General features: G+C 43.4%; 13 protein-coding genes. 6 read left to right on the plus strand and 7 right to left on the minus strand.

The window, feature by feature from the left end; all coding sequences use genetic code 11:
- Positions 1-452: 452 nt before the first annotated feature.
- On the minus strand, positions 453-2,012 hold the full coding sequence (locus tag B0X70_RS20765) for a transposase (RefSeq protein ID WP_217470271.1): 1,560 nt from the start codon (positions 2,010-2,012) through the stop codon (positions 453-455).
- 317 nt (positions 2,013-2,329) lie between these two features.
- Here B0X70_RS20765 and frdA point away from each other — a divergent pair, with 317 nt between their 5' ends.
- From frdA to B0X70_RS20790, 5 genes are all read left to right on the plus strand, one after another.
- Positions 2,330-4,126, plus strand: a complete 1,797-nt coding sequence (gene frdA, locus B0X70_RS20770; protein WP_217470272.1) for a fumarate reductase (quinol) flavoprotein subunit — start codon at positions 2,330-2,332, stop codon at positions 4,124-4,126.
- On the plus strand, positions 4,119-4,853 hold the full coding sequence (locus B0X70_RS20775) for a succinate dehydrogenase/fumarate reductase iron-sulfur subunit (protein WP_217470273.1): 735 nt from the start codon (positions 4,119-4,121) through the stop codon (positions 4,851-4,853). Before frdA ends, B0X70_RS20775 begins: the two co-directional genes overlap by 8 nt.
- A 17-nt stretch (positions 4,854-4,870) precedes the next feature.
- On the plus strand, positions 4,871-5,263 hold the full coding sequence (frdC, locus tag B0X70_RS20780) for a fumarate reductase subunit FrdC (protein ID WP_036776057.1): 393 nt from the start codon (positions 4,871-4,873) through the stop codon (positions 5,261-5,263).
- A 16-nt stretch (positions 5,264-5,279) separates the two neighbouring features.
- The gene (gene frdD / locus B0X70_RS20785; protein ID WP_036776059.1) at positions 5,280-5,633 is read left to right on the plus strand and encodes a fumarate reductase subunit FrdD; all 354 of its coding nucleotides are present in this window, start codon (positions 5,280-5,282) and stop codon (positions 5,631-5,633) included.
- Between the two features lie 283 nt (positions 5,634-5,916).
- Positions 5,917-6,807: an Rpn family recombination-promoting nuclease/putative transposase gene (locus tag B0X70_RS20790; RefSeq protein WP_036776060.1), complete on the plus strand. Its 891-nt coding sequence runs from the start codon at positions 5,917-5,919 to the stop codon at positions 6,805-6,807.
- A 155-nt stretch (positions 6,808-6,962) separates the two neighbouring features.
- On the opposite strand, the gene sugE is transcribed toward B0X70_RS20790, so the two are convergent.
- Positions 6,963-7,277 carry a quaternary ammonium compound efflux SMR transporter SugE gene (sugE, locus tag B0X70_RS20795; protein WP_036776061.1) on the minus strand — a complete coding sequence of 105 codons (315 nt, stop codon included), beginning with the start codon at positions 7,275-7,277 and terminating at the stop codon, positions 6,963-6,965.
- A gap of 234 nt (positions 7,278-7,511) precedes the next feature.
- A complete protein-coding gene (gene efp, locus B0X70_RS20800) occupies positions 7,512-8,078 on the minus strand; it encodes an elongation factor P (RefSeq protein WP_036776062.1) in 567 nt (188 codons plus the stop codon).
- Between the two features lie 38 nt (positions 8,079-8,116).
- Here efp and epmB point away from each other — a divergent pair, with 38 nt between their 5' ends.
- Positions 8,117-9,145 (plus strand): EF-P beta-lysylation protein EpmB, encoded by a 1,029-nt coding sequence (epmB, locus tag B0X70_RS20805; RefSeq protein ID WP_036809420.1) that lies wholly within the window; start codon positions 8,117-8,119, stop codon positions 9,143-9,145.
- Between the two features lie 59 nt (positions 9,146-9,204).
- Here epmB and B0X70_RS20810 read toward each other — a convergent pair whose 3' ends face one another.
- From B0X70_RS20810 to B0X70_RS20825, 4 genes are all read right to left on the minus strand, one after another.
- Entirely contained in the window at positions 9,205-9,549 is a 345-nt protein-coding gene (locus B0X70_RS20810) for a DUF4156 domain-containing protein (RefSeq protein WP_036776064.1), read from the minus strand.
- Between the two features lie 807 nt (positions 9,550-10,356).
- A complete protein-coding gene (locus B0X70_RS20815; protein WP_235200956.1) occupies positions 10,357-11,241 on the minus strand; it encodes a LysR family transcriptional regulator in 885 nt (294 codons plus the stop codon).
- Positions 11,242-11,931: 690 nt separating this feature from the next.
- Positions 11,932-13,578: a chaperonin GroEL gene (gene groL / locus B0X70_RS20820; RefSeq protein WP_036809426.1), complete on the minus strand. Its 1,647-nt coding sequence runs from the start codon at positions 13,576-13,578 to the stop codon at positions 11,932-11,934.
- Between the two features lie 49 nt (positions 13,579-13,627).
- On the minus strand, positions 13,628-13,921 hold the full coding sequence (locus tag B0X70_RS20825; RefSeq protein ID WP_036809429.1) for a co-chaperone GroES: 294 nt from the start codon (positions 13,919-13,921) through the stop codon (positions 13,628-13,630).
- Between the last annotated feature and the right edge of the window lie 11 nt (positions 13,922-13,932).

Genomic DNA, 13,932 nt, shown 5'->3' on the forward strand with positions numbered 1-13,932 from the left:
TTCTTAAATTAATTAAGTTAAATGACTTTAATCATGAAAAACTATTTAAATGTTACTTATCCCTATACCTGTAAAAACAAAACTCCTTTACTAAATATAGGTCATTAAAATCAAATGGCAAATTATATTTCCACATCTATTTTCAATAACATGGTTATTTTACTTTCAATTATAACATCCATAAAACAAACAGAAGTCATTTTTATATTTAATTTAAATAATAATTATAGAAAATAAAAATAACTTAAGATTATTAATTATAATATCATCAGAAGAAATAAATTATCTGAATCTCACTGGATATTTACACAATTTCTAATACTGACAAAAATATCAGATAAGTTAAATTCACACTACACAGACTGTGTGCTCAGCCCCACCATAACACTCCATTATTTTCCTCAAAAGGCACTCTCATTACCAGATCGTGATGAACGGAAGAAAAAAATAACTTATTCCTGTCTCAGATCATATTTTTGTAAGTGACTGCTCCCCTCCGTAAAGAGGGTGTCGCAAAAGGTTAAGGTCACTTTTTCAAGCATCAAGTTAAATTCAATCACTGACTTTGGGCAGCCTGTTATTTGTATGGATAACAGGCTAAAAATAATCCCTAATATCAGAGCCACCGCTCTTGATAAGTTATAGGCCATTGCATGCAGGGAAAACTCCAGCTTTACCGCTGACAATCCCTTACGCCGAAAGCGTTCCAGTCTCTGAATTCCCCGTAATGCCGAAAATACCGGTTCTACCAGGCTCTTTCGTTGACTCAATATCTGTTTTGACTCGGGTCGGGCCATATGCAAACGAAGCGCCTCCCTCCCTTCATCTTCCGGATAACGTTTTATTTTTCTTCCTCCTTTAGCCTTTGTGCAGCCCGCTTTCTGCGGGCATCCGGCACAATTGTCAGCGCTATAAACCCGATAGGGCCGCGTTTTTTCAGTGGCTTTCACTGTACTTTGCAGGGACAATTGGTGATGCGCAGGACAAATATAGCAATCTTGCTCAGCATCATAAGTAAATAATGATTTAGGATAGATTTTTCGTGCACGCTGTCGGTCTGAATTTTCTGCACAAAACAGCAAGATCTGATGTTTCTTCGCCTCAGCAATCACATCGTCATGGAAATAACCGGCATCCAATATCAATTTTTCCGGGTGACCGCCCGAGATAGTGAGATTCTGCGCCAATAACGCGGCCATCACTTGGGTTTCACTGGAGGGATCGACCGTGTGAGCGACGATAAGACGTCTGTTGTTGACTAAAACAGACGGTTTATAGGAAGTTGAAAATCCCCTTCCCCGCTTAAGTTTCTGGACGACGGCTTCGGGTTCTGTTGGATTGATACGCAGTTGGCTGGCATCCTTCCCTTTTTTTTCGCGATTTTCTTGTCGGCGCCGTAATACGCTGGCTCCCTGTTCCAATTGCTTTATGCGTTTTTCTGTCTGCGCTGTGGCAGGGGTGGCCGTGAGAGTATTTTTTTCACGTGAAATCGCTTCCTGAGTTAAAAGGTGGTAATGAGAACAGGCCGCCTCTATCACTGTCCCGTCACCGGCCAGGCACGAGCCGTCCGAATGACTACGGTGCAAAATGGATAAGGTCAGTGCCTTAAAAAACGAGCCCGTCAGGACGGATTGGTGCTGATAAATAAAACGCCCAAGACTGGCATGATCGGGCGTAATTCCCTGACTGACAAAAATACAGCCTAAATCTAAACGCGCAAGTCGTTCAAGTTCTCTGAGCGAGCAGTGTCCTTTCATGATCCCATAAAGCAGGATCCCTATCATGGAGCGTGGAGAATAAGGGGCTCTCCCTGTCGAAGCATAATGGCGTTCAAAAGGGCCCCAATCTTGCTCATCAAGAATGTCAGTAACAATAAATGCGCTACGCTCCCCCATTTGCCTGAGATAATCAGAAAGGGAAAGGGAGCCATCCAATACAGGTAAGTGCTGAGCTTTGACAAACTGACGTCCGGTATGAAGGGAAGGTTCCCGTTTTCGAATGAATAAGGTCATAAAAGATCTGCGCTTAAAAGAAGTACGCAGATCTTAACGGATAATACACGCCTTTTGCGACACCCTCGCACTGGGCGAGGGTTTACGGCGGATTTTGCTAAATCTGACAATAATACCCTTTCATATCAAATTTATCTCACTTGGAAATCGCTATACTTAATCCAATACAAATAGTGATAAATAGCTGTCCTTAATCGTTAAAGCACAAGATTTTATCTACAAAATCTTGCGATATAAGAAACAATAACAACAACATTTAGGAAAGTTACGACGATTTTGCTTATTAATTAATTTAACTTAAATAATGGAGAAGCACAGTGCAAATTTTTAATGCCGATCTCGCTATTATCGGAGCCGGAGGCGCTGGTCTACGTGCCGCAATTGCCGCCGCTGAAGCTAATCCTCAAATGAAGATTGCTCTGATCTCAAAAGTTTACCCAATGCGTAGCCACACGGTGGCAGCGGAAGGTGGATCAGCCGCAGTCACCCAAGCTCACGACTCCTATGACTTCCATTTCAACGACACAGTATCCGGTGGCGACTGGTTATGTGAGCAAGATGTTGTTGAATATTTCGTCGAACATTGCCCGATAGAAATGATCCAGCTAGAGCAGTGGGGCTGCCCGTGGAGTCGTAGAGAAGATGGTTCCGTCAATGTGCGTCGTTTTGGTGGTATGAAAATAGAGCGTACTTGGTTCGCTGCGGATAAAACTGGCTTCCACATGCTGCATACGCTATTCCAGACTTCCCTTAAGTACCCTCAAATCCAGCGCTTTGATGAACATTTTGTCCTCGATATTCTGGTGGACGAAGGGCAAGCATGCGGTCTGGTTGCACTAAATATGATGGAAGGCGCCAGAATTCAGATAAGAGCCAATGCCGTTATTATGGCAACCGGTGGTGCAGGCCGTGTATACCGTTACAATACCAACGGCGGTATTGTGACCGGTGATGGTATGGGCATGGCATTCCGTCACGGCGTACCACTGCGTGATATGGAATTTGTTCAGTATCATCCAACCGGTTTGCCAGGCTCAGGTATCCTAATGACAGAAGGTTGTCGTGGTGAAGGCGGAATTCTGGTCAACAAAGATGGCTACCGCTATTTACAAGATTATGGCCTCGGCCCTGAGACTCCATTAGGCAAACCTGAAAACAAATATATGGAACTAGGTCCTCGTGACAAAGTTTCTCAAGCTTTTTGGCATGAATGGCGTGCCGGTCGTACTATTTCAACTCCACGTGGCGATGTGGTTTATCTTGATCTCCGCCATTTGGGAGAGAAGAAATTGCTTGAACGCTTGCCCTTCATCTGTGAACTGGCAAAAGCGTATGTCGGCGTTGATCCCGTTAAAGAACCCATTCCGGTCCGACCTACGGCACATTACACAATGGGCGGTATCGAAACTGACCAGAAATGTGAAACTCGCATTAAAGGGTTGTTCGCTGTCGGTGAATGTTCTTCTGTCGGCCTGCATGGCGCAAACCGCCTTGGTTCCAATTCTCTGGCTGAATTGGTGGTCTTTGGCCGTCTGGCCGGTGAAGAAGCTGTAAAACATGTTCAACAAACCAAATCCGTTAATGACCGCCCATTAGACGCCCAGGCACGTGATGTAGTCGCACGTTTGAACAACTTACTGAAACAAGAAGGGACGGAAAGTTGGTCGAAAATCCGTGATGAAATGGGTATCTCGATGGAAGAAGGCTGCGGTATCTATCGCACCCCTGAACTCATGTTAAAAACGATCGATAAGATTGCCGAATTAAAAGATCGCTTCAAACGAGTGAAAATCACCGATAACACCAATGTGTTCAACACGGATCTACTGTACACCATTGAGCTTGGCTTTGGCTTGGATGTGGCTGAATGTATGATTCACTCTGCGATAAACCGTAAAGAGTCCCGTGGCGCTCATCAACGTCTGGATAAAAGTTGTACCGAACGTGATGATGAAAACTTCCTAAAACATACACTTGCTTTCTATAACTCTGGAGATGTCCCTCACCTAGAATACAGCGATGTGAAAATCACCAAATCCACACCCGCAAAACGTGTATATGGCGGTGAAGCCGCAGCACAAGAGAAAAAATATAAGGAGCAGGAGAATGGTTGATATGAACACCCTGAGAGTGGAGGTCATGCGCTATAACCCAGAAAGTGACCATAAACCCCATTTTATAGCCTATGAAATTCCTTATGATGAGCAAACTTCTCTACTTGATGCCCTAGGTTACATTAAAGACAATCTCGCTCCCGACCTCTCTTACCGCTGGTCTTGCCGTATGGCTATCTGTGGCTCTTGCGGCATGATGGTTAACCGCGTGCCGAAGCTGGCCTGTAAAACCTTCCTGCGTGATTATCCTCAAGGGATGAGAGTTGAAGCGCTAGCTAACTTCCCTATTGAGCGTGACCTGGTAGTGGATATGACCCACTTCATTGAAAGCCTGGAAGCTATCAAACCATACATCATCGGGAATGACCGTAAACCTATTGAAGGACCAAATATTCAAACTCCAGCACAGATGGCGAAATATCATCAATTTTCCGGCTGTATTAACTGTGGCTTATGTTATGCCGCTTGCCCTCAGTTTGGTCTGAACCCTGAATTTATCGGCCCGGCGGCAATCACTCTGGCTCATCGTTACAACCTCGACGACCGCGACCACGGTAAGAAGAAGCGTATGCCCCAACTTAACAGCCAGAATGGGGTATGGAGCTGTACATTCGTTGGTTACTGTTCTGAGGTCTGTCCGAAACATGTCGATTCAGCCGCGGCTATCCAACAAGGCAAGATCGAAAGCGCGAAAGATTTCATGATCGCCATGCTAAAACCACAATAAGGGGGAGGAAGAGAGTAATGACGACTAAACGTAAACCTTATATTCGCAGCATGGCTCCCAACTGGTGGCAGAAACTGAGCTTTTACCGCTTCTATATTCTACGTGAAAGTACCGCAGTGACGACTATGTGGTTCAGTATCTTATTGATATACGGTCTATTCGCCCTAAAAGGCGGCGCACAAAGCTGGGATGAATTTGTCACGTTCCTGAAAAATCCTGTCATTCTGCTGATTAATATCATCACCCTGCTAGGTGCTCTGCTGCATACTAAAACTTGGTTTGAGCTAGCGCCGAAGGCAGCTAACATAGTGATAAAAGGCGAAAAAATGGGATCTGGGCCAGTAATCAAACTACTATGGACCGTCACTATTATCGCCACCATGATTATATTAGGTATAGCCTTATTTTAACCTCAAGGAGGATCTAATGAATCAAATACCTAAACGTTCCGATGAACCGATTTTTTGGGGATTATTTGGCGCCGGTGGTATGTGGGGCGCAATTGTAGCCCCTGCCATTATTTTATTGGTAGCAATCCTTTTACCATTGGGAGTAGCACCAGAAGCATTAAGCTACACACGAATTCTCGCTTTTAGCCAGAGTTTTATTGGTCGTGCTTTCCTATTACTGATGATTATTCTACCGCTATGGTGTGGTTCACACCGTATCCACCACGGTATGCATGACCTGAAAATTCATATCCCTGCAAGTAAATGGATTTTCTACGGCCTGGCAGCGATTCTGAGTGTTGTCGCGATTATTGGGGTTTTTACGTTGTAGTCGAACAGCAACGAGCTGAAGTTATAAATACTCTTTACCCTGATCAATGTTGTCAAAAACCTACCCTCACATCTGTTTACGCAGGAAAACATCTTTAAAGGCTGGTTTGTCCAGCCTTTAACTTATTCAAGCTATCATCCAAGATATATTCATTTCTCCGAAATTCTCCTGCTTTTGATTCACGAAAGGAAAAACTACACAAGTGAAAAAAGCATAGGCGGAAGTGATAGTTCCTTTGCCTAATATTCCTTCAATATAAAAGAAAGTATGCTACCATTCACCCATGAAAAGAAAAAATACACCAACGCCACATGATGCCGTTTTTAAGCAGTTTTTAAGTCATGTTGAAACAGCCAAGGATTTTCTGGAGATACATTTGTCGGCGGCATTACAGGCAGTATGTGATCTCGATACACTCCGGCTGGAACCTGGGTCGTTTATTGAAGAGGATTTGCGAGCACACTATTCCGATATCCTCTATTCCCTGAAAACGGTGCAAGGTGACGGTTATGTGTATTGTGTAATTGAACACCAGAGTTCCCCAGACAAAATGATGGCGTTCCGGCTGATGCGTTACAGTATTTCAGCAATGCAGCGGCATTTAGAGCAAGGACATAAGAAATTACCGCTGGTGATCCCAATATTGTTTTACCACGGGAAAACGCGGCCATATCCGTGGAGTACCAACTGGCTCGACTGCTTTGATACTCCGACGTTGGCAGCAGAAATCTACTCCAATGCATTCCCACTGGTGGACCTCACGGTTATCCCTGATGATGAAATACTGACGCACAAACGGGTCGCCCTGCTGGAGATGGTACAAAAACATATCCGACAGCGAGACATCTCGGAGCTATTGCAAGAGCTGGTAATACTGCTGGCGTACGATTACTATACGGATGAGCAGTTAAAAAGCGTGCTAAACTATCTGTTACAGGCAGGCGATACGGCTGATCCGGAAGGGTTTATCCGGCAACTGGCAAAGCAGGTGCCGAAGTATGAGGAGGTACTAATGACCATTGCACAGAAATTAGAACAGAAAGGGCGTCTGGAAGGTGAAAAACTAGCGGCATTGAAAATTGCCCGTTCACTGCTGGATCTTGGCATCGATCGTGAAACAGTGATGAAAACTACCGGACTAAGCCAGAATGAACTGGAGCAAATACGTCACTAATTCACGCTACCAACCCTTTTTGATAGCGTAAAGATCTATGCACAAATGCACGAAACGTGCAGAAGCACTACAAAAAGTCGGTATTTCTTGATAAAGAATATCCCATATAGAAGCTGCACTGCCAAAATGTGAAGCCTTTGGAGTGCAGTTCAATATTAACTGGACAATTTCAAACCGATAATACCGGCGATAATCAGAACAAAACTTAGAATCCGGGCAAAACTTGCAGATTCACCGAACACTATAATGCCAAAAATGGCAGTACCCACTGCCCCTATTCCAGTCCACACCGCATAAGCTGTACCTATTGGCAAGCCTTTCATCGCATAAGCAAGCAACCCCATACTGAGCGCCACAGCACCGGCTGTAATAAGGCTCGGTATCAACCGGGTGAAACCATGAGTATATTTCAGGCCAACCGCCCAGACGACTTCGAATAAACCAGCAATAACAAGAACAAACCAGGACATATCAACGCCCCATATATAGTTGTGGAGTCGTCCCCAAAAAACGGCAGTATATCCAGGTCGTCCCGGATAACCATTAGAAACAGAGATGAATTATAGTCGTGTAAAATTGCAGTATCAATAACACAATATCGTGAGCTTAAAAGACAAAATAGCCATGCCCGGTATTATCACCAATAAAGAAAAACCACAGTCTGCTTCCAGAACTGCGGCTTTTATCGAATACAGTCGGGGTAATTATTTTACGCGAGAAACGTATTCACCAGAACGGGTATCCACTTTAATCACTTCACCGATTTGAACGAACAGAGGTACTTTAACTACCGCACCAGTGCTCAAAGTTGCTGGTTTACCACCCGTACCTGCGGTATCACCTTTCAGACCTGGATCAGTATCAGTAATTTCTAATTCAACAAAGTTTGGCGGAGTCACAGAGATAGGCTGACCATTCCACAACGTCAGGATACACTCAGCTTGTTCTACTAACCATTTCGCATTATCGCCAACTGCTTTTTCATCAGCAGCTAATTGCTCGAAGGTTTCGTTATTCATAAAGTGCCAAAACTCACCATCGTTATACAGGTAAGTCAGGTTCATATCCATCACGTCGGCAGATTCTACAGAGTCAGTAGACTTAAAGGTCTTTTCCAGCAGTTTACCGGAAATCAGCTTACGAATACGAACACGGGCAAACGCCTGACCTTTACCCGGCTTCACGAATTCACTTTCAAGAATAGCGCACGGCTCGCCATCTAACATGATTTTAAGACCTGAACGGAATTCATTGGTACTATAAGTAGCCATGGAGATCCTCTTTCTAAACAAAATGGCTTAGCCAAAAAATGGCGCACATTATAACCCCAAAGATCATCATCAGAGAAGACTGGTTGAAACAACTTACAGATGTTATTACCGACCCTGATGAATTATTACAATTATTATCTTTAGATGAACACCCGACATTGAGTAAGGGGAGTGACGCACGTCGCCTGTTTCCACTACGGGTACCTAGGGCTTTTGTTGCACGTATGCAAGTAAACGATCCTGATGATCCGCTATTGCTTCAGGTCATAACGACACCAGAAGAATTTACACTTACACCTGGTTTTTCTACCGATCCTCTGGATGAACAACGCAGTGCTGTCCCCGGTCTATTACATAAATACCGTAATCGTGCACTATTGCTGGTTAAAGGAGGATGTGCGGTTAACTGCCGTTATTGCTTCCGCCGTCATTTCCCATACGAAGATAACAAAGGTAATAAACGCAATTGGCAACAAGCGTTAGATTACATTCAGCAACATCCTGAACTTGATGAGATTATCTTCTCTGGCGGCGATCCTTTAATGGCAAAAGATCACGAACTTGATTGGTTGATTAGCAATCTGGAAAAAATTTCCCATATCAAACGACTACGTATTCATACTCGTCTGCCTGTGGTTATTCCTGCCCGGATCACAACAACACTTTGTGATCGGCTGGCACAATCAAGACTACAGGTGCTCATGGTGACACATATCAATCATGCTAATGAGATCGACCAATCCTTACGGAACAGCATGATATTGCTGAAACAAGCAGGTATCACGTTATTAAATCAAAGTGTGCTGTTACGCGGTGTCAATAATCATTCTGATACTCTGGCTGATTTGAGCAATGCTCTGTTTGATGCAGGCATTCTGCCTTATTACATTCATGTGCTGGATAAAGTACAAGGAGCAGCCCACTTTATGGTCAGCGATGAAGAAGCCAGGGAGCTTATTCGAGAATTACTGACAAAAATTTCAGGTTACTTAGTACCTCGTCTGGCAAGGGAAATCGGCGGAGAACCGAGTAAGACACCTCTTGATTTGGGATTAAGGCAAAATTAACAAAAAATTCATGCCCGGATACTTTTCAGCCGGGCATATCATTCAAATCCTGAATGCCATTACTGGCATTTATAGACCTGACCAATCATTTTACTATCCAGTGGAGCAAAACTCGATAACAGACTTTCACTCGGACTGGTGACTCCATAAATCACATTTCCCCCCATGACTGCGGCTTTATTGCGTAAATCATTGGCTGCCCCACGCATCGAGCTACTTTCATTACTTACACCAGTCATCCAATTGCTTTGTGTACCTGTTACTTCACCTAATAACTGACACTCGCTATCGGGCTTAATGTCAACAAAAAGAACCTGTGAACCTCCAGAAGTTAATTGGTTGGTGGTCGTACACCCTGCCAGCAGTAGCAACACTGAAGCGCTGAGCAAAACTTTAATTCGCATGTTTTTCCTCACTCATTGTTGTAAATTCGACAATTAATCATCAATATACCTTGTTGTGTGCCAATATCGCAAAAAATAATTTAATAAAGTATCCTTAAGGTAGAATGTTTAGGCCAAAAATCTTTTATACCAAGATGAATTCAGTAAAAAAATAGGGAAAATAACCGAATAAATAACACGAATAAGCTCAATAAGTTACTTTTCCCATAAAAAGGTAATTCATTAATTATCCCATTAGTTATATCCCAAAAAAATCTTTTATCCATTATATTAATGACCTGATAAATCATTCACGATATTACAAGTACCAAAACTAATATGGATTATAAATTTTCCTACATCTCTCTTCATTTAAAAAATCAATCTGCAATATTAAAAGTATAATGTAAACATTTAACCGATTCTTTAACTCCTAAAAGTGTCTTGGATAAGCTTATAATAATCCGACATATATTTCCTATTAGCATATTTGTGCTTGTTTTTTATCTGATAAATTCAATTCCGATGTTGCGAATGATATTAAACTTAAACCATCTCGTTAAAAATACCATTAGAACATCTATCAACAGTTTTAAATTGGTAATATCTCACAACAATCTTTTATTAAGTAATTATCTGATGTTATATTTAGCAAAAATTACACTTATTAAGATGATTTAGCAATTATACTCATCTTAATTTCATGTGGATTTTATTATATATAAATAACTATGTCTTTTTAACACGGATTCAATTTGAATACAGATATTCCATTGATACCACGATAACACTCGATCAAATATTTTCGTGGTACCAATTTCATGGTTATTACCATCCATCACCAATATGGATGTACTCTGCTAGATAGTCGAGAAATACCCGTACTCGTGATGGAGGTTGCCTGCCTGTGCCGACAAAAACGGCATATATTTCTTCCTTATCGCCAGGATTATAGTTCTCAAGTACAGGTAGCAGCAAACCAGCCTGAATATCAGCATTCACATGGAAACAGGCCAGTCGTGCTAAGCCAAGTCCTGCTATTGCGGCTTTACGCATGGTTTCTCCATCACCAAGTAACAAGTTCCCTGAAGGCAATTGTTGCACCCACTCTTCCGAACCGATGAAAGGCCACGCTTTCACATGGCGGGTGAAACCAAAACCAAGTCGATTGTAGCGCCCTAGATCGCCAGGCGTAGCAGGCATCCCTACTCTTTCAAGGTATGAAGGAGATCCTACCACAACCATTCGACTTGACCCCAACCGGCGCACCATGAGACATGAGTCGTCCAGAGGGGGACCAGTACGAATTGCCACATCGCTATGATCATCAAGTAAATCCACTACCAAGTCACATAACGAGATGTCGAGCGTGATCTCCGGGTAGCATTGCAGGAAGTCCGGTAATATAGGCATCAAGCAATGTTTTCCAAAGGCAACATGACAATTCACACGTATACGTCCACGCGGTGCTGTTCCCTGATTTGCCTCTTGTTCTGCGGCTATGATGTCCTCCAAAATCCTGACACTACGCTCATAGAAAACAGAACCCTCAGCCGTTAATTGAAGTTTACGTGTTGTTCTATTCAACAGCCGTACACCAAGTCGCATCTCTAGTCGATTAATAAGCTTACTGACTGCTGATGGCGTCATGTCGAGCTTGCGAGCAGCGGCAGAGAGACTCGCCGACTCAATTACCTGAACGAACACAGCCATTTCTGTAGATCGATTAAATTTGTGCATAGATATTTGAATTATTTTCCAAAGTCCTATGAATAAATGAATTTTAGTCTAATATGCTCATTTTTTCTAAACTTAAGGAAATATTTTTTTGCTTAAGAATTTATCCCATTCCAAACCACCTTTATTACTTAGCCCGTTGCGTGTTTGTGGTCAATGCCTACGGATCAACCTGATCGAATGTCGTTAATTCCTATCTGAAATTTAGGTGAGAATTTTGCTTATTGATGCAATATTGGGATTGACGCTGTTTACGAATAAGATAGTGGAACATCAAGTCGCCTTTTAAGCTGATAAAAGGGGCTAGTCACTTTATAAAGTCATAGCTTCACACAGGTACAGAACAGAACTGTATTGCCCAAGCTTTTGATCACGAACATGACACACCAGATAGTGCTGAGGAGAGGAACAGGAGAGGAGAACGCTATAGCAAGAGCAGCTCTTGCGTTATTCATCGGGGCGTCAGCAAAAACAAGATTGACGGGAAAGTATTCCAGCTATCCTAATAAACTAATCACTTAGTAAAACGGAAATCGATATCCGGGCTAAAACTCAGCCCGAATATCGGATTTTATCAAATGCTATTTCGACGGGAAGGTAATGAGTACAACTTTAGTTAGCACCCACTATGGACGTAACCCACCAGGCTAGCTACCTACGCGACTATTACATCATGCCGCCCATACCGCCCATGCCACCCATACCACCTGCGGCACCTAAATCAGCTTTATCATCTTTAGGCATATCAGTGATCATACATTCAGTAGTGATCATCAGGCCAGCGATAGATGCTGCGAATTGCAGTGCAGAACGGGTTACTTTGGTTGGGTCCAGAATACCCATTGCGATCATATCGCCATACTGTTCAGTCGTTGCGTTATAACCGTAGTTGCCTTCACCTGCTTTCACGCTGTTTGCGATAACAGATGGCTCTTCACCTGCGTTGTCAACGATCTGACGCAGAGGAGCTTCCATTGCGCGCATTGCAACACGGATACCTACGTTTTGATCTTCATTATCGCCTTTCAGACCAGCAATAGCAGCCGCAACGCGAACCAGTGCAACACCACCACCAGCTACCACGCCTTCTTCTACTGCTGCGCGAGTTGCATGCAGAGCATCGTCAACGCGAGCACGTTTTTCTTTCATCTCAACTTCTGTTGCAGCACCAACTTTAATAACAGCAACACCGCCAGCCAGTTTAGCTACACGCTCTTGCAGTTTTTCACGGTCATAATCAGAAGTGGACTCTTTGATCTGCTGATTGATCTGAGAAACACGGCCTGCAATTGCAACTTCTTCACCAACGCCATCAATAATGGTGGTGGTATCTTTGTTGATAACGATACGTTTTGCCTGACCCAAATCTTCCAGAGTTGCTTTTTCCAACTCCAGACCAATCTCTTCAGAAATAACATTACCGTTAGTCAAGACAGCGATATCTTGCAGCATAGCTTTACGACGGTCACCGAAGCCAGGCGCTTTAACCGCAGCAACTTTAACGATGCCACGCATGGTGTTAACAACCAGAGTAGCCAGTGCTTCACCTTCAACATCTTCCGCAATAATCAGCAAAGGCTTGCTTGCTTTAGCTACACCTTCCAGAACTGGCAACAGTTCACGGATGTTGGAGATTTTTTTATCTACCAGAAGAATATATGGGTTTTCTAATTCAACAGAACCGTTTTCTGGTTTGTTGATGAAATAAGGAGAGAGGTAACCGCGGTCAAACTGCATACCTTCAACGACATCCAACTCGTCTTCCAGGCCAGTACCTTCTTCAACGGTGATTACACCTTCTTTACCGACTTTATCCATCGCTTCTGCGATCAATTTACCCACAGTTTCGTCGGAATTCGCGGAGATAGTACCTACCTGAGCAATAGAGGTGGAATCTGAGCAAGGTACGGACAGCTTTTTCAGTTCTGCCACTGCTGCAACCACGGCTTTATCAATACCGCGTTTCAGATCCATTGGGTTCATACCAGCGGCTACGGCTTTCAGACCTTCAGTAACAATAGACTGAGCCAATACAGTTGCTGTTGTTGTGCCGTCGCCCGCAGCATCATTCGCTTTAGAGGCAACTTCTTTCACCATCTGAGCACCCATGTTTTCGAACTTGTCTTCCAGTTCAATTTCACGAGCTACGGAAACGCCGTCTTTAGTGATTGCAGGAGCACCGAAAGATTTATCCAGCACAACGTTACGGCCTTTAGGACCCAGGGTTACTTTTACTGCATCAGCAAGAATATTCACACCACGTAGCATCTTAACGCGAGCGTCGCTACCAAATTTTACGTCTTTAGCTGCCATTGTTTCTTTCCTTTAAATTCGTTCAGTTAAGAAGATCTAAGCGCAACAATTACGCTTCAACAATTGCCAGAATGTCGCTTTCAGACATGATCAACACTTCTTCGTTGTCGATCTTCTCTGACTTAACACCGTAACCATCGTTAAAAATAACGATATCTCCAACTTTCACACACAGTGCTTTTACATCACCGTTTTCAAGGATGCGGCCATTGCCCACAGCCAGGACTTCGCCACGAGTGGATTTACCCGCAGCAGTGCCAGTCAGCACAATACCGCCAGCAGATTTTGATTCAACTTCTTTACGCTTGACGATTACACGATCATGCAATGGACGAATATTCATTGATAGCTCTC

This window comes from Photorhabdus akhurstii (assembly GCF_019090985.1).
GTDB classification, from domain to species: Bacteria; Pseudomonadota; Gammaproteobacteria; order Enterobacterales; family Enterobacteriaceae; genus Photorhabdus; species Photorhabdus akhurstii.